The following is a 22,657-nucleotide window of genomic DNA, read 5'->3' on the forward strand; positions in this document are numbered from 1 at the left end:
CATCCGGTCAGGCGTTCCAGTCATTGATGCGGTCGAGCGGATAGATCGGCCGGCGCAGTTTTTCGTATTTCAGGATGCTGTTGTCCGAGGTGGTGGCGCCTTCGCCGTCCAGCGTGAAGGTTGCTTTGGCCAGCGGCGCGAAGCCGGCACGGTAATGGATGCGCGATTTCAGCAGCAGGTAGCGCTTGTGCTCGGGGTCGATGCCAACCGAGCGGAACACGCCGGTATCCCAGGGCTCGTGATGGCGCGAGACGACGACGATCTGCATGCGGCCGTCGACCTCGAGCACCGCGGTCGGCCCCATCATCACCTTGAAGCCGGTATACATCGGCCCGCGCACGATCCACTCGCCGTCGGTAATCGTGCGCACCCGGCCGGTCAGTTTCAGTGGCTTGCCCTTCAGGCCGAGTGCCGGAATATCGCTCTTGCCGCCCAGCTCCAGCGTGACGGTGGCGCCGATACCGGCCTTCTGCATGGCCTGCACGGCCTCCGGGTCCCACACGGCGCCGACGGCGACATCCTCGAGGCCCTGGCGCAGCACCTCCGCGATCACCTTCATCACATCCTGGGTGCCGCCCGAGCCGCAATTGTCGGCATGGTCGAGCAGGATCACCGGGCCATCACTCAGTTGCTTGGCCTTGGCGACGCTCTCGGCGAGGTCGCGGTGCTGGTAGATGTGAATGTCGCGCTTGTCCCAGACCTTGGCGGCGATGCGGTCGGCGGCGGCATCGGCCTGGGCCTGGTCGTCGCCGACCGTGATCACCGTGGTACCGGCGTCACGGATATCGGCCATGGCAAAGCCGCCGAACACGCTGGCCGCCGGCAGGCCGGCGGCCTCTTCCGCGCAGCAGGCGGCGATGGCCGATTTCATCGGCTCGTCGTCGGTGCCCTGGCACAGCGTCTGCGATAGCAGCGGCAACTGGCGCAGTGCCATGGCCGGCGCCTTGCGCTGGCCGGCGATCACCGGCATGACGACGCGGCCGATGCGGTCGGCCACCACGTCCATGTCGACATGGGGATAGGTCTTGTAGCCGATCAGCGCCGTGCAGTTGCCGACCATCTTCGGGGTCAGGTTGCAGTGCAGGTCGAGGGTGACGGCGATCGGCAGCTCCGGCGCGATGGCGCGGATCTGTTCCAGCAGGGTGCCTTCGCCATCCTCGGTGCCCTCGACCACCATGGCGCCATGCAGGTCGAGCAGGCAGCCGTCGCAGCCGGCCCGGACGGCCGCGAGGATCGGGTCGGTCATCCGCTGGTAGGCATCGGCGGTGACCAGGCCGCCCGGCATCGCCTCGGCGGCCATAGGCAGCACCACCTCGGCGCCGTAGTCGCGGGCCAGCTTGAGGTAGACGCCGAGCGGCATGTTGGTCTTGCCATAGGCATCGATGGCAGCCTGGCCGGTATAGAGGCCCCAGGATTCGAACCGGGCCCAGTCGGTGACGATCGGCGAGAAGGTGTTGGTCTCGTGCTTCATCATCGCCAGGACGAGTTTCATGGGGCGGGGCTTCCTTTTTGCGGTTAATTCGTAGGCAGACAAATGAAAGCTTAAATCTGCGGCAGCCGTCTTGTCACGGGGGAAGCGGCGCTTTCCGTGGCTCTGGCAAAGAAAAAGGCCCCGGCGGTTTCCCGCCGGGGCCTCGACTTATGCTTCTCGAGTGTTAAGCGCGGAAGCTTTAGTTGTTGCGCTGGCCGAACAACTGCAGCAGGGCCATGAAGATGTTCAGGAAGTTCACATACAGCGACGTGGCGCCGAACACCGCCTGCTTGGTCTGGATCTCGGCCGGGTCGCCTTCATAGAACTCCGACTTGATCCGCTGGGTATCGAAAGCGGTCAGGCCGGTGAACACCAGCACGGTGATCGCCGAGATGGCGAACTGCAGGCCGGTCGAATGCAGGAACATGTTCACCACGCTGGCGATGACCAGGCCGATCACGCCCATGAACAGGAAGCTGCCCATGCCGGTCAGGTCGCGCTTGGTGGTGTAGCCGTACAGGCTCATGGCCGCGAACATGCCGGCGGTGATGAAGAAGATGCGCAGGATCGACTGGCCGGTATAGACGAGGAAGATCGTCGACAGCGACAGGCCCATGGTGGCGGTAAACGCCCAGTAGAGGCCCTGCACGGCGCCGGCCGACATCTTGTTGGCGCCGAAGCTCATCACCAGCAGCAGGCCGATCGGCGCCAGCATGACGACGATGCCGAGACCGCTGCCGAAAATCGCCTGCATGAAGGCCGGCGACTGCGACGCAAGCACGGCCACGATGGCGCTGAGCGCCAGACCGGAAGCCATGTAATTGTAGACCCGCAGCATATAGGCGCGGAGCGCCTGATCGACCACACCCCGGTCGATCGTTGTGGCGCCGTAGCCATAGCGCGGCTGATTGAACGGCGTCGACATGGTTTGCCTCCTCAAGCAATGGTTTGCGAATGGTATATTGGCAGTCCCTGAGGTCTTTTCAAGGCCGCAGTATTCGACTTTGGTAGGGATAAGTCATTCATCTGCCAAGATTTCCTGCGGCCTGTTGTCGCGTCCCGATCGCTCCGGCACCGCCCCTGCCGGACTCGTCGGCCGGCGGAGGATCGGCTAGAAGGGGCCCCGCGCCCGGCAAATTTGCCGATTTACCGAGAAGATCGCTTTTAATGACCCGTTCCGTTCCGCTGATCATCGTCACGCTGGGCGCGCTCAGCGCCTTCACGCCGCTGGCCGTCGACATGTATCTGCCGGCCCTGCCGGCGCTGGCGGAGGATTTTGCTGCCGATGCCGGGCAGGTCCAGCTCACCCTGTCGGTATTCATGGCCGGCATGGCCGGCGGCCAGCTGCTCTACGGTCCGGTCAGCGACCGTTTCGGCCGCAAGCTGCCGCTGCTGGCCGGCGCGCTGCTGTTCGTCGCCGCCTCGCTCGGCTGCGCGCTGGCACCCGGGCTCGATGCGCTGATCGGCCTGCGGCTGCTGCAGGCGCTGGGTGGCTGCGCCGGCGTTGTCATTGCCCGCGCCATGGTGCGCGACCTCTTCGCCCCGCAGGAGGCCGCCCGGGTCTTCTCGCTGCTGATGCTGGTCACCGGCATCGCGCCCATCGTGGCGCCGCTGATCGGCGGCTACCTGCTGACCTGGTTCGGCTGGCCGTCGATCTTCGTCATGCTCGCTGGCACCGGCGCGCTGGCGCTGGTGGCGGCGCAGATCTCGCTGCCCGAGACACGGCCGGCCGGCGGCCGGCTGACGCTCGGCTCGGCGCTGCGCAGCTACGGCCTGCTGTTCACCGACCGCAACTACGTTGGCTTCGCGCTGTCGAACGGACTGTCGATGGGCAGCCTGTTCACCTACATCGCCGGCTCGCCCTTTGTGTTCATCAGCCTGTTCGGCCTGCCGGCCGAGCAGTTCGGCTGGCTGTTCGGTGCCAATGCCTGCGCCATCCTGATGGCGGCGCAGGTCAATCGCCGCCTGTTGCGCCGTTACGGCGCGGCCAGCCTGCTGACGGCCGGTTCGGCGATTGCCGCCGTCGCCGCGCTGGTGCTGGTCGTCTTCGCCGCCGGCGGTGCCGGCATCTGGGGCATCGCCCCGCCGCTGACCGTGGTGGTGGCGATGACCGGCATGGTGCTGCCCAACGGCGTCGCCTGCGCCATGGCGAGCCAGGGCGAACGCGCCGGCAGCGCCGCGGCTTTGCTCGGCAGCCTGCAGTATCTCTGCGGCGGCACGGCGGTGACCCTGCTCGGCCTGTGGCCCGCTGGCAGCGCGGTGCCGATGGCGACGACGATGGCGGCCTGCGCGGTGACCGGCTTTACCACCCGCCTGCTGGTGACGCGGCGCCCGGCGCCTTAAGCCGTCCGCAACAGCGGCGCCGGTCGGGCCGCCAGCGCCTGCCATGCGCCGATCAGGCCGAGCAGCAGCATGGCGGCGACACCGCCGAGCGCGGTCAGCGCCGCGGTGCCCGGCGCCAGCACGAAGGGCGCATTCATCATCTGGGTGACCATGGCCCAGGCGGCGACCCAGCCGAGCAGGAAAGCGACACTGGCGCCGACCAGGCCGATCAGGCCGTATTCGATCAGATGCGCGGTCAGGATGTCGCGCCGCGTGGCGCCGAGCGCCTTGAGGATGGCGCTTTCCTTCAGTCGCCGGCGGTGTTCGGCGGCCAGCGCCCCGGCCAGCACGAAGATGCCGGCGACCAGCGTTACGGCGGCCGCGCCGCGCACCGCGCCGCCCAGCTTTTCGACGATGTCGTTCAGCTCGGTCAGCACATCCTTCATGCGCACCACGGTGATGTTGGGAAAGCGCCGGGTGACGGCGCGGAACAGGCCGGTCTCGGCCGCGCCGTCGGCCTTCACGGTGGCGAGTAGGGTATGCGGCGCGCGCTCGATCAGGCCCGGCGAGAAGACCAGCACGTAGTTGATGCCGAACGAGGTCCAGTCGACACGGCGGATATTGGCGATCTTCGCGGTGATGTCGCGGCCCATCACGTTGATGGTCAGCGTGTCGCCGACCCACAGGCCGAGGCCGCGCGCGGCGCGTTCCTCCAGCGAGATCAGCGGCGGGCCGTCGTAATCGTCCGGCCACCAGTCGCCGGCGACGAGCGTCGAACCGTCTGGCAGCTTGCGGGCATAGGTGACGCCGCGGTCGCCCTGCAGCACCCAGCGCTGGTCGGGTGGCACCTGCACCTGGTCGGCTGGCACATCCCTGATGCGGGTGATACGGCCGCGTAGGTTCGGCACGGTCTCCAGGTCGCGGGTGCCCGGGATGCCGGCGACGGTGGCGCGGAAGTCGTCCATCTGGGCGGGCTGGATGTCGACGAAAAAGAAGGCCGGTGCCTCGTCGGGCAGGCGGTCCTCGACCTGGGCATGCAGGTTGCCCTCGACCAGCGCGATGGCGACCAGCAGTGTCAGCGAGACGCCGAGCGACAGCAGCAAAGCGGTGGTTGCCGCGCCCGGCCGGTGCAGGCCGGCCAGCGCCAGCCGCAGTCGCACGCCATGGGCCGGCGTGGCGCGGCGGGCGATGGCGGCGAGCGCCAGCGCCAGCAGGCGGAACAGCACGAAGGCGGCAATCGCGCCGATCACGAAGACCAGCGCGAAGCGGCGCTCGTCGGTGCCGAGCACGGCGAGTGCCGCCAGCAGGGTGAAGACGGCGGCGGTGGCAATCAGATAGGCCGGGCGCGGCAGGCGGCGGTTCGGCGCCACCAGGTCGCGGTAGAGCGCGGCCGGGCGGATGTCGGCGGCGCGCGCCAGCGGCCAGATGGTGAAGGCCAGTGCCACCAGCAGGCCGTAAACGGCCGCCAGCAGCAGCGGTTGCCAGTAGATACCGGGTACCAGCGGCAGCGGCAGCACCGCGGCCAGCGATCCGGCGGCCAGGTTCGGTACTGCGGCACCGATCACAAGGCCGAGCAGGATGCCGACGGCGGCCAGCAGCAAGGTCTGCCACAGGTAGACGCGGAAGATCAGCCCGGTGGTGGCGCCCAGCGATTTCAGCGTGGCAATGGTCGGCGTCTTGCCGTCGAGATGGGCATGCACCGCATTGGCGACACCGACACCGCCGATCAGCAGCGAGGTCAGGCCGATCAGCACCAGGAACAGCGCGGCGCGGTCGAGGAAGCGCTGGATGCCGGGGCTGCCGTCGCGCCAGTTGCGGATGCGCCAGCCGGCCGTGCCGAAATCCTGTTCCGCCGTCGCCGTCACGGTCGCGGCGGTCAGGCCGGGAGAGAGTTTCACCCGGTAATGCCAGTAGGCGAGGCTGCCCGGCTGGATCAGCTGGGTTGCCGGCAGGGCGGCACCGGCGATCATCACCCGCGGCCCGAGCGTCAGGCCCTCGGTGGCGCGGTCGGGTTCGCGCGCGATCACCGCGCGGATGACGAACTCACCCTCGCCAAGCCGGATATGGTCGCCGACCCTGGCCTCCAGGCGATCCAGCGCCTGCGGATCGACGACAGCGCCCCACAGGCCGTCGCGGCGCGCCAGCAGGTCTGTGAGCTTACCGTCCTGCTCCAGCGCGATGCGGCCGTAGAGCGGATAAGCATCGTCGACGGCCTTGAGCTCGACCAGCGTGCTCTGGTCGCTGCGCGGTGCCGTAGCCATGGCGCGCATCTGCACGGTTTCGGCCACGGCACCCTGCCGATCGAGGAAGGCGCGTTCTTCCGTCGTGGCCGGGCGATGGATCAGGCGGAATTCGATATCGCCGCCCAGCAGGCTGCGGCCGTCACGCTGCAGCCCGGCATCGATCGATGCCGACAGCGTGCCGATGCCGGCGATCACCGCGACGCCGAGCGCCAGGCAGGCGACAAACAGGCGGAAGCCGCGCAGGCCGCCCCGCAACTCCCGCAGCGACAGGCGCAGCGACAGCATCTATTCGGCTGCCTTGCGGTGCGCCGGTGTGGCCTCGCGCGCCGTAATGCTGTGGATGCGTCCATCCTCGATGCGCACCACGCGGTCGCACAGGGCGGCCAGCGCCTCGTCGTGGGTGATCAGGATCAGGGTGGAATTCAGCCGTGCCGCCTCGCCGAACATCAGGTCTATGATGGTATGCCCGGTGGTGCCGTCGAGGTTGCCGGTCGGCTCGTCGGCCAGCAGCAGGGCCGGGCGCGGCGCGACGGCGCGGGCGAGCGCCACGCGCTGCTGCTCGCCGCCGGACAGCTGTGCCGGGTAATGCGTCTCACGCTGGCCGAGGCCGACCTGCACCAGCGCCGCACGGGCGCGCTCGAGAGCATCGGCCGCGCCTGCCAGTTCCAGCGGCACGGCGACGTTTTCCAGCGCGGTCATGGTCGGGATCAGGTGAAAGCTCTGGAACACGATGCCGACCTGGGCGCGCCGCCACAGGGCCAACCGGTCCTCGCTCAGGTCGTTGAGTGCGGCGCCGGCCACCGTGACGCTGCCGGCGGTGACCTTCTCGAGGCCGGCCAGCACGGCGAGCAGGGTGGACTTGCCGGAGCCGGACGGGCCGATGATGCCAACGCGCTCGCCGGCGGCGACCTCAAGGTCGATGCCGCGCAGGATATCGACCGGTCCGGCCGTGCTGGCGAGGGTCAGGCGGACGTCCTGCAACTGGACAATCGGCCGTTCGGCATCAGATAACGTCATATCCGGTGTCTATCCTAACCATCAGGGCAGGGGATTTTGCAGTCTCACGGACAATATGGGGTGTTCCGGCGCTGCCGCAATGCAGCTTTTCCGCTGGCGGTGATCCTGGTCACGCTGCTGGCGCCGCTGCGGGCTGTCCCGGCACAGGCGGCCGCGATCCGCCTGCTGGCCTTCGGCGACAGCCTGACGGCGGGCTACAACCTGCCGCCCGATGCGGCCTTTCCGGTGCAGCTGGAAAACGCGCTGAAGGCGAAGGGCCTCGATATCAGCGTGATCAATGCCGGCGTGTCGGGCGATACGACGTCGGCGGCGCTGTCGCGGGTCGACTGGGCGCTGGCGGACAAGCCGACCCATGCGCTGGTGGAACTCGGCGCCAATGACATGCTGCGCGGCCTGTCACCCGAACAGGCCGAAGCCAATATCGACGCCATCATCGTGAAACTGCAGCAGGCCGGCGTGAAGGTGATGCTGGCCGGCATGCTGGCGGCGCCCAATCTGGGCGCCGACTACGGCCGGCGCTTCGACGGCATGTATGCGCGCTTGGCGGCGAAGCGCCATGTGCCGCTTTACCCGTTCTTTCTCGACGGCGTGGCGGCCAATCCGCAGCTCGTCTTGGGCGACGGCATGCACCCCAACCGCGAGGGCGTAGCGGTGATTGTGACCCATATATTACCCCAGATTTTGGGGTTTCTCGGGCAATAACCGCAATTCGTTGTTGTAAATTTAAGGGTGTGCCGACAATATAATCGTGCCGCCGCTTTGGTCGGGATTGTTCGAGTTGGGAGTTAAGTCATGGATTTTCGTGCTTTAGGCCGTACCGACATCAAGGTCAGCCTGATTTGCCTCGGGACCATGACGTGGGGCGAGCAGAATACCGAGGCCGATGCCCATGCCCAGCTCGATTATGCCCTCGACCGCGGTATCAATTTCATCGACGCTGCCGAAATGTATCCGGTGCCGCCGCGCGCCGAGACGCAGGGCCGCACCGAGCGCCATATCGGCACCTGGCTGAAGGCACGCGGCAACCGCGACAAGGTGGTGATCGCCACCAAGGTGGCCGGTCGCGGCGGCGGCCCGCGCGGCGATTTCGCATGGTTACGCAATGACGGCCAGCCGCCCAACCTGACGCGTGCCCAGATCATGGAAGCGGTCGACAAGAGTCTGTCGCGGCTGCAGACCGATTACATCGATCTCTACCAGACCCACTGGCCGGATCGTTCGACCAACAATTTCGGCAAGGCCGAGTACAGGCACGCCGAGGAGGAGACGGTCGCCATCGTGGAGACCGTCGCGACGCTGACCGAACTGGTGAAGGCCGGCAAGGTCCGCAGCTTCGGCGTCTCCAACGAGACCCCTTGGGGCGTCGCCGAGCATCTGCGCGCCGCCGGCAGCAAGGGGCTGGACTACGTCGCGTCGATCCAGAATCCCTACAGCCTGCTGAATCGCTGGTACGAGGTCGGCCTGGCCGAATTTGCCCATCGCGAGGCGGTCGGCCTGCTGGCCTATTCGCCGCTCGCCATGGGCGTGCTGTCGGGCAAGTATCTCGGTGGCGCCAAGCCGCCGGGCGCGCGGCTGACCCTGTTCAGCCGTTTCACCCGCTACAGCAATCCGCAGGTCGAGCGGGCCACCGAGCGCTATGTCGCTCTGGCCCGCCAGCATGGTCTGGATCCGGCGCAGATGGCGCTGGCCTATGTGAACACCCGGCCGTTCCTGACCGCCAACATCATCGGCGCCACCACCATGGAACAGCTCAAGGCCGATATCGACAGCATCGACGTGAAACTTTCGCAGGAGGTACTGGACGGCATCGAGGCGATCCATCGCGATCAACCGAACCCGGGCGCCTGATCCTGCCGCCCGCCACGGCGGGCGTAAGGAGGCGGCGGCTCGATCCTGGGCGTGAAGCGCCCGTTCCAGCGGAGGGCACAGCCATGATCCGCTTGTTCGTCGCCGTAAGCTTCCCCGACGATGTCCGTCGGTCCCTCGCAGCCCTGTGTGCCGGCGTGCCCGGTGCGCGCTGGGCCAATCCGGACCAGTTCCATCTGACGCTGCGCTTTGTCGGCGAAGTCGATGGCCGGATCGCCCGTGCCGTTTATGAGGAACTCGACGGCATCACGATGCCTGCCTTCGATCTCAGCCTGTTCGGCGTCGGCACCTTCGGTGATCGTCGCAAGGCCCATACGCTATGGGCCGGAGTGCGGCCGAGTCCGGGCCTCAGCCGCCTGCAGGAAAAGGTCGACAATGCCGCGCTGCGGGCCGGCCTGCCGCCGGATCGGCGCAAATTCAGCCCCCATGTAACGCTGGCGCGGCTGAACAATGCACCGTTCGACCGCATCGGCGCCTTTCTCAGCCATCATGCCCTGTATGCGGCACCAAGCTTCACCTGCGACCGCTTCACGCTGTATTCCAGTTTCCTGTCGTCGTCCGGTGCGATCTACACGCCGGAACAGGTCTACCGCCTCGATGGCGGCCTGGCCGACGACAGCATGGACTGGATGGCTGACGAGGCCGCGGCCTGGGCAGAAGACGAGGAGCTGTCCGCCATCGGCGGTGCTGTTGCCTACGGCTGATGAATGTCGTGACGGGCAACCGCTTCCGCTCGCTGGTGGTCCTGACCGGTGCCGGGGTCTCGGCGGAATCGGGCCTCGGCACCTTTCGCGACAAGGACGGGCTGTGGACGCAGTATGACCTGAACGACGTGGCGACGCCCGAAGGCTTCATGCGCAACCCGGCGCTGGTGCATGCCTTCTATAACGCGCGGCGCCGCAACCTGCTCGACGCCGTGCCGAATGCCGCCCATCTGGCGCTGGCTGAACTCGAGCGGCAGTGGCCCGGCGATTTCCTGCTGGTCACCCAGAATGTCGACGACCTGCATGAACGCGCCGGGTCGCGCGACCTGCTGCACATGCATGGCGAGCTGCGGAAAATCCGCTGCGAGAATTGCGGCGATATCGTTGCCTGGGAGGCTGATCTCGACCAGGCGACGGACTGTGCGCGTTGCCGTGTCGGGGGCTACCTGCGACCCCATGTGGTCTGGTTCGGCGAGATGCCACTCTACATGGAGCGGGTCTATGCCGCCCTCGAAGGCTGCGACCTGTTCCTCTCCATCGGCACCTCGGGTCTGGTTTATCCGGCGGCCGGCTTCGTGGCGGAGGTGCGCCGGGCCGGCCGGGCGCATACGGTGGAACTCAATCTCGAGGCCTCGGACGGCCATTCGCTGTTTGCCGAGCGTTTGTACGGCCCGGCCACCGAGATCGTGCCCGCCTATGTGGCGCGCCTGCTGGGGCTGCAGCCGCAGGCATCGTGACGCCACTGCGCCGGGCAGACACCTGCGGTAACGCGGCCGCCCGACTGCCGGTCATTAAGGTAGAGCGCGGGCCGGCGCGCCAGTTCCCTATTGCGATGCTGCGCCGGGCTGCCTAGCCTGAGCGGGACCGCCATGACTGCAGCCCCGCACGCCTCCCGTTCCGCCCCGTTGCGATGGTACGACAGCACCTTCGCCGACGCCGTCATCGAAGCGGATTTCCAGCGCAGCGAGATCGCCGGCGTGCTGCTGTATTCGCGGACCGCGATCGGCCTTGCCGCCATCCTGTTCCTGTCCTTCGGGATTACCGACTGGCTGTTCGCGCCGGCGCAGGCCCCGAAGCTGACCTTCGTGCGGATGGTGGTGGTGGCGGTGCTGCTGGGCTGCTACCTCGTCATGCATATGCCGGGTCCGGCGCGGCGCGGCCAGATTCCGATGCTGGTCGCGGCCCTGGCCATCGGCACTGGTTTCGTCGCCGTGGTGGCGCTGACCCCGATGCCGTTGCGTGGGCTCTATCTCGACTGCGTGATCCTGGTGATCATGGGCATCTTCGTGGTGTTGCGGCTCGGCGTGCTGCAGGCGGTGCTGATCGAGGTGGCGGTGATTGCCCTGTTCGACCTGATCTGCCTCACCGTGATCTGGAGCGGCATGCGGGATTTCGTCGTGTTGCAGCTGATGCTCTTTGCTGCTTTTGCCATCGGCCTGTTCTGCAATTACGTGTCCGAGCGGCAGCGGCGCATGGCCTATCTCGGCCGCGCCGAAGCCGAGCACCATGCCGCCAGCCTGCAGGCCGCGTTGCGCCGCACCGCCGAGGCGCAGATGCATGCCGAACAGGCTGCCCGGGTGAAGACCGATTTCGTGGCTCATGTCAGCCACGAGCTGCGCACGCCGCTGAATGCCGTGATCGGCTTCGGCGAGGTGCTGGAAAAGCAGATCTTCGGCCCGCTCGGCCATCCGAAATACGCCGAATATGCCCGTGACATCCGCGAAAGCGGCCAGCATCTGCTGTCGCTGATCAACGATGTGCTCGACCTGTCGAAGATCGAGGCCGGCCGCATGGAGCTGCATCGCGAGGCGCTGTCGCCGCAGGAACTGGTGCGGGCGAGCCTGGTGCTGGTCTCCGGCCTCGCCCAGGCACGCGGCACCGCGGTGCGGGTCGAGATGTCCGACGATCTGCCGGCCGTGTTCGGCGATGCCCGGGCGATCAAGCAGATGCTGGTCAACCTGCTGTCGAATGCGCTCAAGTTTGCGCCGCCGGGCGGCGACGTCCGCATCGTCGCCGGCAGCGGTTCGGGCGGCATCATGCTGGCGGTCAGCGACGATGGCCCGGGCATGACGCCGGAACAGCAGGAGGTGGCACTGACCCCCTTTGGCCAGGTCAGCGGCATGATCGCCGGCAGCGAACGCGGTACCGGCCTCGGGCTGGCGCTGGCCAACCGGCTGGCCGAACTGCATGGCGCGCCGCTCGATATCCGCAGCACGCCGGGGCGCGGCACCCGCGTGGCCTTTCGCCTGCCGCTGGCCGCGGCTGTGGCCGCCGCGCAGTAGCGCCGCTCAGTCGGCTTCGGCTTCGATCCGCTCGATATCGTCGTCGGACAGGCCGAGGTGATGGCCGATTTCGTGGATCAGCACATGGCGCACGACCCGGCGCAGGCTCTCGCCGGTTTCGCACCAGTAATCCAGCAGCGGCCGGCGGTAGAGGAAGATCATCGCCGGCAGGGTGCCGGTATCGCCGCGTATCTCCGCCGTCAGGCTGCCACCGCGATACAGGCCGAGCAGGTCGAACGGACTTTCACAGCCCATCTCGTCGAGCGTCTGGTCATCGGGGAAATCATCGACCCGCATCGGCACGCCGTCGATGAAACGGCCGAGCGCCGGGCGCAGGCGGCGCAGCTCGGCCTCGCCGATGGCGGCCAGATCGTCGAGGCTGGGGGGTATCCGGCTGTCACTAGCGGTCATGCGGCGGATCGTCCCATCTCGACAGTGTGAAGCCGGGCGCGGTTGCTGGGCCTGCCCCGGCGCGCTAGCTTGCCCGCGACGCAGAAGAAACCCGGCCGCGCTGCGGCCAGCGGGAAGCCCGGCCGCCTTGCGGCCAGTGGGGAGAATGGCATGGCCATAGCGAAACTGGAAGGCGCCGCCCGCGCCGCCGCATTGCAGGCCCTGGCCGGCTGGCGGCCGGTCGACGGCGACCGCGATGCCATCGTGAAGAACTTCCGCTTTGCCGATTTCAACACGGCCTTCGGCTTCATGAGCCGGGTCGCCCTGATGGCCGAGAAGCTCGACCATCACCCGGAATGGTTCAATGTCTACAACCGCGTCGAGATCACGCTGACCACGCATGATGCCGGCGGCCTCAGCCAGCGCGACCTGGACCTCGGCCGTTTCATTGATGCGGCGGCCACGGCGCTCGGTGCCAGGACGGAGTGAGATCATGAGTGCTGCCCAACGCGGCCTGAAACGCGGCCTGCTGATCGTTGCCGTGCTGGTTCTGGTCGGCATCGCCGGCTTTGCCGCCGTGCGCTGGCTGGCGCCGAGCCAGGAGCAGAGCGCCGGCGCGGCCAGCATCGGCGGGCCGTTCCAGCTGACCAATCAGGATGGCCAGCCGGTCAGCGACCAGACCTATGCCGGCAAACTGATGCTGGTCTATTTCGGCTACACCAACTGCCCGGATATCTGCCCGACGGCGCTGCAGACCATCGCGATTGCCATGGACGATCTCGGCGCGGCCGGTGACAAGGTGCAGCCGATCCTGATCACCGTCGATCCCGAGCGCGACACGGCGCCGGTGCTGAAGGAATACGTGCAGGCCTTCCACAAGCGGCTGGTCGGTCTGACCGGCACGCCGGAGCAGATCGCCAAGGTCGCCAAGGAATACCGGGTCTATTACCAGAAGGTGCCGCTGAAGAATTCCAGCCTCGGCTATTCCATGGACCATTCCGGCTTCACCTACCTGATGGACGGCCAAGGGCGCTATCTCACCCATTTCCGCCACGACGTGACCCCGGAAGAGCTGGCGCAGCGCGTCAAGGCGAGACTCTGAACCGTCTTGCCTGTTTAACAGGCTGGTCACAATTTATGCTGCACTGCAAAATTTAATTGTGCGGGTGCGGAGGAAAGCGGTTAAGATCGCTCCCGCCGTCGACTCGCGACATCCGGTCGACCGTCTCTTAACGCTTTTTGTTGCAGTGTCATGACGCGTCCAGCCGCGGGCTGAACCGTCACCGGCAGAAGGGTGGGACCTGATGCTCTACCAGCTTTTCGAACTCCAGCATGCGGCCCTTCAGCCAGTGCGCGCGCTCGCCGAGGCCCAGGCCCAGGCGCTCAAGCTGCCCTATTTGCCGATGAACTACACCGCCGCCGCCCGCACCTGGGCGGCCGGCCTCGAACTGTTCGGCAACATCACCCGGCGTTACCCGAAGCCGGCCTTCGGCCTGGCCGCCACCACGGTCGACGGCGTCGCGTGCAAGGTCACCGAGCGCATCGTGCTGCGCTATCCGTTCTGCCAGATCATCCATTTCGCGCGCGAGGGCTGCGAGGACCGCAACGATCCCAAGCTGCTGATCGTGGCGCCGCTGTCGGGTCACTATGCCACGCTGCTGCGCGGCACCGTCGAGGCGATGCTGCCGAACCACGAGGTCTATATCACCGACTGGATCGACGCCCGCGACGTGCCGCTGGGCGACGGTGCCTTCGATCTCGATGATTACATCGACTATGTGCGCGAGTTTCTCGATCATCTCGGCCCCGGCTGCCATGTGATGGCGGTGTGCCAGCCTTCGGTGCCGGTGCTGGCCGCCGTGGCGCTGATGTCCGCCATGAAGGACCCGAACACGCCGCGCTCGATGACCCTGATGGGCGGGCCGATCGACACCCGGCTCAGCCCGACGGTGCCGAACGACCTGGCGCAGGAGCATTCCATCGAATGGTTCGAGCACAGCGTGATCCAGCGCGTGCCGCTGCCCCATGCCGGTTTCATGCGGCCGGTCTATCCGGGCTTCATCCAGCTCACCGGCTTCATGACCATGAATATCGACCGCCATGTCGGTGCCCATGTGCGGCTGTACCATCACCTGATCAAGGGCGACGGCGACGGCACCCGGGCGCATAACGATTTCTACGACGAGTATCTCGCGGTCATGGACCTGCCGGCGGAATATTACCTGCAGACGGTCAAGAGCGTGTTCCAGGACCACGACCTGCCTTTGGGCCGCATGACCTGCCGCGGCGACCTGGTCGATCCGGCGGCGATCCGCAAGACCGCCCTGCTGACCGTCGAGGGCGAGAAGGACGACATCACCGGGCTGGGCCAGACCATGGCGGCGCATGACCTGTGCAAGAACATCCCGGCCCAGAAGCGCGCCCACCACATGCAGCCCGGCGTCGGCCATTACGGCGTGTTCAACGGCCGCCGCTGGCGCGAGCAGATCGCGCCCAAGGTCACCGCCTTCATCCGCCAGCACGACCACGACTGATCGCTGGCATGCGGCGGGCGGCGTGACAGCCGCCGCCGCGCCGCCTAGACTGCCGCCATGCCCCGTACCCTGCCATTCTGGCGCCGCAAGCGCCTCGAACAGATGTCGCCTGCCGAATGGGAGTCGCTGTGCGACGGCTGCGGCAAATGCTGCCTCTACCGCCTCGAGGACGAAGCGGCCGGCACGCTGGAGCAGACCAACGTCGCCTGCAAGCTGCTGAACTGCGCCTCCGGCCAGTGCAGCAATTACCCGAAGCGCAAGAAACTGGTGCCCGACTGCATCCAGCTCACCCCGGCCAAGGTGCGCAAGATGAACTGGCTGCCCAAGACCTGCGCCTATCGCCTGGTCGCCTTGGGCAAGGATCTGCCATGGTGGCATCACCTGAAAAGCGGGAGCCGCGAGACGGTCTACCAGGCCGGCATGTCGGTGGCCGGCCGCTGCATTTCGGAAAAGCATGCCGGCGAGCTGGAAGACCATATCGTCTACTGGCTCGACGGCCCGAGCCCGCCCAAGCCGAAAAAACCCTGAAAAGCCGGCGCTTTCCCGCCAGCTGCCGGGCCTGTGCCGGCGGGCACAGATTTGCCCCGATCACGCCCCATATTACCGGTATGGCAACGATGGTGGCGAAGGCGATGATGCATATCCGTGGCATGCGGTTGGCCAGCCTCATTCTGGCTGGCCTGCTGGTGGCGATCCAGCCGGCAGCGGCGCAGCAGGACCCGGGCCTCGAAATCCAGCGCAGGGCCCAGCAGGATTTCGAGCGCCAGCAGCAGCAGCGCGATCTCGACTATCAGGGCTTCCTGCAGCGCCAGCAGAGCGAATCGCTGCGCCAGGACCAGAATCGCCAGCAGCAGATGCAGCAGGACCTGCGCCGCTCGGAAGACGGCCTGCGCCTGCCCGACAATGCGGATGCGGCGCGTCTGCGCGCCCTGCAGCAGCGGCGTGCAGACGAGGCACAGCAGCGCCAGCTCGACAACCAGCGCCGGCAGATCGATGCCCGGAACCGGCAGCTGCAGAACGACCAGCGCCGGCTGGAGACCCAGCAGCGGCTCGACCGCCTCACCAAGCCCTGAACTCCTGCACTTGACGCCGCGTCACGACTGGCGCGGCGGCCCGCTTCCCCGTTAATCTCCCGGGCGCAAGGAGATTGAATCCGATGTCCCAGATTCTCGATGCCGATCTGATCGCCAGATTCCGGTCCATCCGGCTGCTGTCGCTCGATCTCGACGGCACGCTGACCGATGGCGGCCTGTATTACGCCGACGACGGCTCGGAGCTGCGCAAGTTTTTCGTGCAGGACGGCTTCGGCATCCTGCTGGTCAAGGAGGCCGGCATCGAGGTCTGCCTGATCACCATGAGCGACACGCCGGCGATCCAGAAGCGCATCGACCGGCTGAAGATCCGCTTCGGTCATATGGGCGTGCGTGACAAGCTGCCGAAGCTGCAGGCGATCTGTGCCGAGCTCGGCATCGGCCTCGACCAGGTCTGCCATGTTGCCGACGACCTGAACGACCTCGACGTGATGCAGGCGGTCGGCCTGCCGGTTGCCGTCGCCAATGCGCGGCCGCAGGTCAAGGCCGCTGCCGCCTATGTCACCGGGGCCCTGGGTGGCCATGGCGCGGTGCGCGAGGTCTGCGACCTGCTGCTCGAATACAAAGTCTGATCGCGAAAGAGAACCAAGGAGGAAACAGGATGGCCATCGATTTCCAGGGCCGCGTTGCAATCGTCACCGGCGCCGGCGCCGGGCTGGGCCGCAGCCATGCGCTGCTGCTGGCCGGGCGCGGCGCGAAAGTCGTCGTCAACGATCTGGGCGGCGCGGTCGACGGCACCGGCGGGTCGTCCCGGGCGGCCGACCAGGTGGTGGCCGAGATCAAGGCCGCCGGTGGCGAGGCGGTCGCCTCCTATGACAGCGTGTCCGATCCGGCGGCGGCGGCGAATATCGTCAAGATCGCCACCGATGCCTTCGGCCGCCTCGATATTGTGGTCAACAATGCCGGCATCCTGCGCGACAAGACCTTCGCCAAGATGGAACTGGCCGATTTCGACACCGTGGTCGACGTGCATTTCCTCGGCTCGGCCTATGTCACCAAGGCGGCCTGGCCGGTAATGCAGCAGCAGAATTACGGCCGCATCGTCATGACTTCGTCGAATTCCGGTCTCTTCGGCAATTTCGGCCAGTCGAATTACGCCGGCGCCAAGATGGCCGTGGTCGGCCTGATGAATTCGCTGAAGCAGGAAGGCGCCAAATACGGCATCCTGGTCAACACCATCGCGCCGGTGGCGGCCACGCGGATGACCGAGGCGTTGCTGCCGCCGCCGCTGCTGCCGCATCTGAAGCCGGAATACGTCAGCCAGGCGGTCGCCTATCTCTGCTCGGAAGCCTGCACGGCGACCGGCGACATCATCTCGGCCGGTGCCGGATTTTACGCCAAGATGCAGATCATGGAATCGCAGGGCATGTTCTTCGGCATCGATGCCAAGGTCACCGTCGAGGATTTCGCCGCCAATTACGCCAAGATCACCGATATGGCGAAGCCGCAGCATTTCGGCTCGTCGATGGAGGAAGTCGCCCACATCGCCAAGCCGTTCGTCGGCTCCTAAACCGGCAGGCGCGCCAGCGCCGCTTCGGCCAGGGTCTCGATCACCTGGCTCTGCGCTGCCGCATGGGCCTGGGCGGCGGCGCCCATCGCCTCGCAGCGCGGCGGTTCGGCCAGCAGGATGCCGGCGGCGGCGGCCAGTTCCGCCTCGTCGGCGACCTGCAGGGCGCCGCCGGCATCCAGCAGGCCGGCCTCGGCTTCGCTGAAATTGAACATCGACGGGCCGAACAGCACGGCGCAGCCGAGCCGCGCCGGCTCCAGCGGATTCTGTCCGCCGTGCGGGATCAGCGAGCCACCCATGAAGACCAGCGGGCAGAGCCGGTACCACAGGCCGAGTTCACCCAGCGTATCGGCAATGTAAAGTCCGGTCGCCGGCACCACCTCATCGCCGCGCGAACACAGGGCGACGGCATGGCCGGCTGCGGCGAGCGTCGCCGCGATCTCCGGACCGCGCTGCGGATGGCGCGGTACGATCAGGGTCAGCAGGTCGGGGAAGCGGCGGGCCAGATCGGCATGCACGCGGGCGATCACGTCTTCCTCGCCGGGATGGGTGCTGGCGGCGAGCCAGCGCGGCCGCTGGCCCAGCCGCATCTGCCAGTCGACCACGGCCTCGGCATCGGCCGGGAGCGGCGGTGCTGCCTGCTTCAGGTTGCCGGCCTCGATCACATCAACAACGCCGAGCCGGCGCAGCCGTGCCGCATCCTGCGCGGTCTGCGCATAGACGGCGCGGAACGCAGCCAGCAGCCAGTGCACCGTACCGGGCAGCCGTTCCCAGCGTCGGCACGAGCGTTCCGACATCCGCGCATTGACCAGCAGGGCGGCGATGCCACGATGTTTCAGTTCGGCCAGCATGCCGGGCCACAAATCTGATTCGCTCCACAGCACCAGATCGGGCCGCCAGTGATCGAGAAAGCGGTCGATGGCACCGGGCAGGTCGAGCGGAAGATACTGGTGGATGACATTGGCGCCGCCGCGTTTTCGCGCCAGTTCAGCCGAGGTGACGGTGCCGGTCGTTAGCAGCAGGGTAAGGTCGGGCCGCAGTTCGTGCAGGTGGTGCAGTAGCGGCAGCAGGGCCTGTGCCTCGCCGACGCTGGCGCCATGGCACCAGATCAGTTGCCCGGACGGGCGCGGCAGCGACGCGCGGCCGCTGCGCTCGTGCAGGCGCGCCGGATCTTCCTTGCCGCGCCGGGCGCGGCGCTGCAGCCACAGCCGCACGAAAGGACCGAGCAGGTGCCCGGTGCCACGCCACAGCCATCGCCGCCAGTCGTTCATCGCATCGATGTAGCAGATAATTTCCGGGCTGCACATTGCCGCAGTGCAACGTGCAGGAAAAGCTTGCTCCGCCGCGATGGCACTGTCAGCCTGAGGCCAGTTTTGTAACATGAGGGGGAGTGCCATGGCCGTGCATGTCGAGCGCAAGGATGCGGTGACGACAATCATTCTGGATCGTCCCGCGGCGCGCAATGCCGTGGACCGCCCGACGGCGGATGCGTTGCGCCAGGCCTTCAAGGATTTCGATGTCGACGAGACCGCCCGCGTCGCCGTGCTGTGGGGGGCGGGCGGCCATTTCTGTGCCGGCGCCGACCTCAAGGCGGTGGCCGATGGCGACAACCGCAACGACGTCTCGCCGGAAGGTGAGGGCCCGATGGGGCCGACCCGGCTGATGATGTCCAAGCCGGTCATCGCCGCGGTCTCGGGCTATGCCGTTGCCGGCGGGCTGGAGCTGGCCCTGTGGTGCGATCTGCGCGTCGCCGAGGAGGATGCGGTCTTCGGCGTGTTCTGCCGGCGCTGGGGCGTGCCGCTGATCGACGGCGGCACCGTGCGGCTGCCGCGCCTGATCGGCCACAGCCGGGCGCTCGACATGATCCTGACCGGCCGGCCGGTGCCGGCCGACGAAGCGCTGCAGTTCGGCCTCGCCAACCGCGTCGTGCCGAAGGGGCAGGCGCGTGAAGCCGCCGAGGCGCTGGCCGCCGAGATCGCCCGCTTCCCGCAGGCCTGCATGCGGGCCGACCGGGCATCGAGCTACACGCAGTGGCACCTGTCGCTTGATGCCGCCCTGCATGACGAGGCCGAAAGCGGCCTGCCGATCATCAGCGAGGAAGCGATTGGCGGCGCCGCCCGCTTCAAGGGCGGCCTTGGCCGCGGCGGGGATTTCTCTTCGATTTAGGCGCGCTGTCTGGCAGCAGGCCGAGCATCTTTTTCATCACCGTGGGCAGCACAGCTTCGGCCGGCTGTTGCCACAGGCCGTCGAGTTTCGTGGCGGCCGCCGCACCGATGCGGCCATGCACCGCGGTGATGGCGAGCGCGAAATGGGTGAAGACATGCTCGGCGCGGCCGGGCAGCGGTGCCCAGGCAATGCGCGCGGCCGGCGCATGGTCGGCGATGTCGTCGGCCGGCCAGGGTGTGTCGTGCCATGGCGTGCTCGGCACTTCCAGCATGCCGCCGAGCAGGCCGCTGGGCGGCCGGCGGCGCAGCAGCACGGCACCATCCGGCCGCTGCAGCAGGAAAGCGGTGGCATGGCGCTGTGGCCGCGCCGCTTTCGCTGTCTTGCGCGGCAACCCGGCGGCGATGCCGCGCGCCCGCGCGATGCAGGGGGCCTGCAAGGGGCAGAGCAGGCAGTCGGGACTGCGCGGCGTGCACACCGTGGCACCGAGGTCCATCATGGCTTGCGCGAAATCGCCGGGGCGTTGCTGCGGCGTCACCTGTTCGGCCAGCCGGCGCAATTCCGGCTTGGCCTGCGGCAGCGGAGTCTCGACGGCGAACAGCCGCGCCAGCACGCGCTCGACATTGCCGTCCAGCACGGCGGCCGGGCGGTCGAAGGCGATGGCGGCGATGGCGGCGGCGGTATAGGCGCCGATGCCGGGCAGCTCCAGCAGGCCGTCCACCGTGTCCGGGAATATGCCGCCGAGTCGTTCGCTCACCGCCTGCGCGCATTTGTGCAGGTTGCGGGCGCGGGCGTAATAGCCAAGCCCGGCCCAGGCCTCCATCACCTCGTCCACCGGCGCGGCGGCGAGGTCATGCACGCTCGGCCAGCGGGCGAGGAATCTGGCGAAATACGGCATCACCGCCGGCACGGTGGTCTGTTGCAGCATGATCTCGCTGAGCCAGACCCGGTAGGGCTCCGGCGCCGGCTGGCCCGGCGGGCTGCGCCAAGGCAGGCGGCGATGCTGGCGGTCGTACCAGGCCAGCACCACCGGCGCGATGGCGGCATCCACAGCGGGGCCGGCCGGAACAGGGCCAGTCTGTGTTATCGGGCGGTCACGACGGCGGGGCATGGTGCGCGACCTTAAGGTGCCACCCGGCACGGCGGCAAGCCGCTTGGCCGGCACGGATGCCGCAGCTATCCTGCCGTGGTCAGGGCAGACAGGTGGAAGTCATGGGGGAAGTCATGCGTATCATGCGGTCCAGTATCGCGGCAGCGGCAGTTCTGTTGTTCAGTCCTCTGGCGCTGGCGGCGCCGCCGGGCGACATCGTCATCGGCACTATCACCGACCTGTCGGGTCCGGCGGCGGTCTATGGCCAGGCGGTGGTCGATGCCATGCGGCTGCGCCTCGATGCGGTCAATGCCGCCGGCGGCATCCGCGGCCGCAAGCTGCGGCTGGTCGTCGAGGATCACCAGTTCCAGGTGCCGCGCGCCGTGCAGGCCGCCAACAAGCTGATCAATCGCGACCATGTGGTCGCCATGGTCGGCAATCTGGGTACCGCCCAGGTCGACGCCATCCTCCCGCTGCTGCGCAAGGCCGGCATCCCCAACCTGTTTCCGATGGCCGCCAGCCGCGACCTCGTGCAGGGCAAGGATTCGATCAGCTGGATTTCCGGCTCGCTGTATTACGACCAGATCCGCACCGGCGTGAAATGGATGCTGGCCGAAAAGCACAAGCAGGCCGTCTGCGTGCTGGCCCAGGCCACCGATTATGGCCGCGAGGTGCAGCAGGCCGTCCACGACCAGCTCGCGCTCACTGGCCAGAGCGTGAAGGCGGTGGTTACCCACCGGCCGACCGATACCGATTTCACTGCGCCGGTGACGAAGCTGCGCGATGCCGGCTGCGACCTTGTGGTGATGGCAACCCTGCTGCGCGACACCATCCTGCCGATGGCGACGGCGCGTACCATGGGCTGGACCGATGTCGATTTCCTCGGGCCGTCGACCACCTACGACTATCTGCTGGCCGCCGCGCCCGGCGGTGCCACCCAGGGCCTGTACAGCGTCTCCTCGGTGGTGCTGCCCTACCGCGACAAGGCCGATGCGACGGTCGCCGGCTGGATGGATGCCTACAAGGCGCGTTTCGGCATGGCGCCCAATGCCGCATCGATTTACGGCGCCACCCTGATCGATCTCGCGGTGCTGGCGCTCGACCGCTCCGGCGGCGATGCCTCGCTGCCAAAGATCGCCGCCGCCGTGCGCTCGATCCACGGCTTCCGCGACCTGTTCGGCGGCACCACGCAGGATTTCTCCGGTGGCGCCCGCCAGGGTACCCGGCAGGCCTACATCTACCGGTTGGAAGGCGGCCGCTACCGCCAGCTCGGCGACGCCACCGGCTATTGAACTTGGTGGCTACTTGAGCCTAACGGCAGCGCGGGGCCGGTATCCGGGCTAGACTGCTGCGATGAGCAAGGACGAGAAATCCCGGCCCGATCCCGATCGCCGCTTCAATGCGCCCAAGGCGCTCGGGGTCAGCCTCGGCCGGCTGACCCGGCCGGCGCTGAAAAAGCGCGGCGCGGCGTTCGGCGACATCTTGGCGCGCTGGCGCGAGATCGCCGGGCCGATGCTGGCAGCCGAAACCCAGCCCGAGCGGCTGATCTATGCCGCCGGCGCCGGCGCCGGGGCGACCTTGGAGATCGCGGTCAGCCCCGCTTTCGCGCTTGAGGTGCAGCACCTGACCCCGCTGATCATCGACAAGATCAACGGCTATTTCGGCTATCGCGCGGTGGCCGGCCTGCGGCTGAAGCAGATGCCGATTCGGCAGCCCGAGTCGGCCGCAGCCCCGAGTCGCATCATCCGCCCACTGACCGCTGACGAGCAGGCACGGCTGGCCGCCATGCTGGACGGAGTTGTCGACCGCGACCTGCGCCAAGCGCTTGAGAAGCTTGGCCGATCACTTCTTGGTGCACAGCGCCGCTGAGGCCCTCCGCGCCTTGAGTGCGCCAGATTCTTGTGGATAACGAGAGAGTCCGGTTGCAGCCCGGATCGGCCCATCCATAAAATGCCCCCAACATCTTGGGGGTAGGAG

Annotated in this window: 23 protein-coding genes; 16 read left to right on the forward strand and 7 right to left on the reverse strand. The window is 67.5% G+C overall.

Going from position 1 to position 22,657, the window contains the following annotated elements; translation table 11 throughout:
* Positions 1 to 7: 7 nt before the first annotated feature.
* Both ACFOOQ_RS11510 and ACFOOQ_RS11515 read right to left on the reverse strand, forming a co-directional pair.
* Positions 8 to 1,492, reverse strand: coding sequence for a M81 family metallopeptidase (locus ACFOOQ_RS11510; protein WP_379726285.1), 1,485 nt, complete (start codon positions 1,490 to 1,492; stop codon positions 8 to 10).
* A gap of 178 nt (positions 1,493 to 1,670) precedes the next feature.
* Entirely contained in the window at positions 1,671 to 2,396 is a 726-nt protein-coding gene (locus tag ACFOOQ_RS11515; protein WP_379726288.1) for a Bax inhibitor-1/YccA family protein, read from the reverse strand.
* Between the two features lie 242 nt (positions 2,397 to 2,638).
* On the opposite strand from ACFOOQ_RS11515, the gene ACFOOQ_RS11520 reads away from it, so the two are divergent.
* Positions 2,639 to 3,814, forward strand: coding sequence for a Bcr/CflA family multidrug efflux MFS transporter (locus tag ACFOOQ_RS11520; protein WP_379726291.1), 1,176 nt, complete (start codon positions 2,639 to 2,641; stop codon positions 3,812 to 3,814).
* Here the strand turns inward: ACFOOQ_RS11520 and ACFOOQ_RS11525 are convergent.
* Together ACFOOQ_RS11525 and ACFOOQ_RS11530 are read right to left on the reverse strand one after the other, a co-directional pair.
* The gene (locus tag ACFOOQ_RS11525) at positions 3,811 to 6,321 is read right to left on the reverse strand and encodes an ABC transporter permease (protein WP_379726294.1); all 2,511 of its coding nucleotides are present in this window, start codon (positions 6,319 to 6,321) and stop codon (positions 3,811 to 3,813) included. The two genes, ACFOOQ_RS11520 and ACFOOQ_RS11525, sit on opposite strands and share 4 nt — an antisense overlap.
* A complete protein-coding gene (locus tag ACFOOQ_RS11530; RefSeq protein ID WP_379726297.1) occupies positions 6,322 to 7,053 on the reverse strand; it encodes an ABC transporter ATP-binding protein in 732 nt (243 codons plus the stop codon).
* Positions 7,054 to 7,113: 60 nt separating this feature from the next.
* Between ACFOOQ_RS11530 and ACFOOQ_RS11535 the strand changes: the two genes are divergently transcribed.
* The 5 genes from ACFOOQ_RS11535 (at position 7,114) to ACFOOQ_RS11555 (ending at position 11,905) form a co-directional block, all read left to right on the forward strand.
* The gene (locus ACFOOQ_RS11535) at positions 7,114 to 7,755 is read left to right on the forward strand and encodes an arylesterase (RefSeq protein ID WP_379726300.1); all 642 of its coding nucleotides are present in this window, start codon (positions 7,114 to 7,116) and stop codon (positions 7,753 to 7,755) included.
* A 90-nt stretch (positions 7,756 to 7,845) separates the two neighbouring features.
* The gene (locus tag ACFOOQ_RS11540) at positions 7,846 to 8,901 is read left to right on the forward strand and encodes an NADP(H)-dependent aldo-keto reductase (RefSeq protein ID WP_379726303.1); all 1,056 of its coding nucleotides are present in this window, start codon (positions 7,846 to 7,848) and stop codon (positions 8,899 to 8,901) included.
* A gap of 83 nt (positions 8,902 to 8,984) precedes the next feature.
* A complete protein-coding gene (gene thpR, locus ACFOOQ_RS11545; protein ID WP_379726306.1) occupies positions 8,985 to 9,623 on the forward strand; it encodes an RNA 2',3'-cyclic phosphodiesterase in 639 nt (212 codons plus the stop codon).
* On the forward strand, positions 9,623 to 10,360 hold the full coding sequence (gene cobB, locus ACFOOQ_RS11550; RefSeq protein WP_379726309.1) for a Sir2 family NAD+-dependent deacetylase: 738 nt from the start codon (positions 9,623 to 9,625) through the stop codon (positions 10,358 to 10,360). The genes thpR and cobB overlap by 1 nt, the downstream gene beginning before the upstream one ends.
* A gap of 132 nt (positions 10,361 to 10,492) precedes the next feature.
* Positions 10,493 to 11,905 carry a sensor histidine kinase gene (locus ACFOOQ_RS11555; RefSeq protein ID WP_379726312.1) on the forward strand — a complete coding sequence of 471 codons (1,413 nt, stop codon included), beginning with the start codon at positions 10,493 to 10,495 and terminating at the stop codon, positions 11,903 to 11,905.
* A gap of 6 nt (positions 11,906 to 11,911) precedes the next feature.
* Here ACFOOQ_RS11555 and ACFOOQ_RS11560 read toward each other — a convergent pair whose 3' ends face one another.
* Positions 11,912 to 12,316 (reverse strand): metallopeptidase family protein, encoded by a 405-nt coding sequence (locus tag ACFOOQ_RS11560; RefSeq protein ID WP_379726315.1) that lies wholly within the window; start codon positions 12,314 to 12,316, stop codon positions 11,912 to 11,914.
* 69 nt (positions 12,317 to 12,385) lie between these two features.
* Here ACFOOQ_RS11560 and ACFOOQ_RS11565 point away from each other — a divergent pair, with 69 nt between their 5' ends.
* From ACFOOQ_RS11565 to ACFOOQ_RS11595, 7 genes are all read left to right on the forward strand, one after another.
* Positions 12,386 to 12,784, forward strand: a complete 399-nt coding sequence (locus ACFOOQ_RS11565) for a 4a-hydroxytetrahydrobiopterin dehydratase (protein ID WP_379726318.1) — start codon at positions 12,386 to 12,388, stop codon at positions 12,782 to 12,784.
* Positions 12,785 to 12,788: 4 nt separating this feature from the next.
* Positions 12,789 to 13,397, forward strand: a complete 609-nt coding sequence (locus ACFOOQ_RS11570; protein WP_379726321.1) for an SCO family protein — start codon at positions 12,789 to 12,791, stop codon at positions 13,395 to 13,397.
* A 202-nt stretch (positions 13,398 to 13,599) separates the two neighbouring features.
* Entirely contained in the window at positions 13,600 to 14,829 is a 1,230-nt protein-coding gene (locus ACFOOQ_RS11575) for a polyhydroxyalkanoate depolymerase (protein WP_379726323.1), read from the forward strand.
* 57 nt (positions 14,830 to 14,886) lie between these two features.
* Positions 14,887 to 15,357: a YcgN family cysteine cluster protein gene (locus tag ACFOOQ_RS11580; protein ID WP_379726326.1), complete on the forward strand. Its 471-nt coding sequence runs from the start codon at positions 14,887 to 14,889 to the stop codon at positions 15,355 to 15,357.
* 80 nt (positions 15,358 to 15,437) lie between these two features.
* Positions 15,438 to 15,902, forward strand: coding sequence for a hypothetical protein (locus ACFOOQ_RS11585; RefSeq protein WP_379726329.1), 465 nt, complete (start codon positions 15,438 to 15,440; stop codon positions 15,900 to 15,902).
* Between the two features lie 83 nt (positions 15,903 to 15,985).
* On the forward strand, positions 15,986 to 16,492 hold the full coding sequence (locus tag ACFOOQ_RS11590) for a KdsC family phosphatase (RefSeq protein ID WP_379726332.1): 507 nt from the start codon (positions 15,986 to 15,988) through the stop codon (positions 16,490 to 16,492).
* Between the two features lie 29 nt (positions 16,493 to 16,521).
* Positions 16,522 to 17,430: an SDR family NAD(P)-dependent oxidoreductase gene (locus ACFOOQ_RS11595; RefSeq protein ID WP_379726335.1), complete on the forward strand. Its 909-nt coding sequence runs from the start codon at positions 16,522 to 16,524 to the stop codon at positions 17,428 to 17,430.
* On the opposite strand, the gene ACFOOQ_RS11600 is transcribed toward ACFOOQ_RS11595, so the two are convergent.
* Positions 17,427 to 18,734: a 3-deoxy-D-manno-octulosonic acid transferase gene (locus ACFOOQ_RS11600; RefSeq protein ID WP_379726338.1), complete on the reverse strand. Its 1,308-nt coding sequence runs from the start codon at positions 18,732 to 18,734 to the stop codon at positions 17,427 to 17,429. The genes ACFOOQ_RS11595 and ACFOOQ_RS11600 overlap by 4 nt on opposite strands.
* Positions 18,735 to 18,822: 88 nt before the next feature.
* Here ACFOOQ_RS11600 and ACFOOQ_RS11605 point away from each other — a divergent pair, with 88 nt between their 5' ends.
* Complete coding sequence (locus ACFOOQ_RS11605; RefSeq protein WP_379726341.1) at positions 18,823 to 19,593, forward strand: crotonase/enoyl-CoA hydratase family protein; 771 nt, start codon at positions 18,823 to 18,825, stop codon at positions 19,591 to 19,593.
* Here ACFOOQ_RS11605 and mutY read toward each other — a convergent pair.
* Positions 19,550 to 20,641 carry an A/G-specific adenine glycosylase gene (gene mutY / locus ACFOOQ_RS11610; protein ID WP_379726344.1) on the reverse strand — a complete coding sequence of 364 codons (1,092 nt, stop codon included), beginning with the start codon at positions 20,639 to 20,641 and terminating at the stop codon, positions 19,550 to 19,552. The genes ACFOOQ_RS11605 and mutY overlap by 44 nt on opposite strands.
* 182 nt (positions 20,642 to 20,823) lie before the next feature.
* Between mutY and ACFOOQ_RS11615 the strand changes: the two genes are divergently transcribed.
* Entirely contained in the window at positions 20,824 to 21,972 is a 1,149-nt protein-coding gene (locus ACFOOQ_RS11615) for an ABC transporter substrate-binding protein (protein WP_379726347.1), read from the forward strand.
* A 61-nt stretch (positions 21,973 to 22,033) separates the two neighbouring features.
* Positions 22,034 to 22,549, forward strand: a complete 516-nt coding sequence (locus tag ACFOOQ_RS11620; RefSeq protein ID WP_379726351.1) for a DUF721 domain-containing protein — start codon at positions 22,034 to 22,036, stop codon at positions 22,547 to 22,549.
* Positions 22,550 to 22,657: the final 108 nt, after the last annotated feature.

The organism is Ferrovibrio xuzhouensis, assembly GCF_042648965.1.
Taxonomy (GTDB): domain Bacteria; phylum Pseudomonadota; class Alphaproteobacteria; order Ferrovibrionales; family Ferrovibrionaceae; genus Ferrovibrio; species Ferrovibrio xuzhouensis.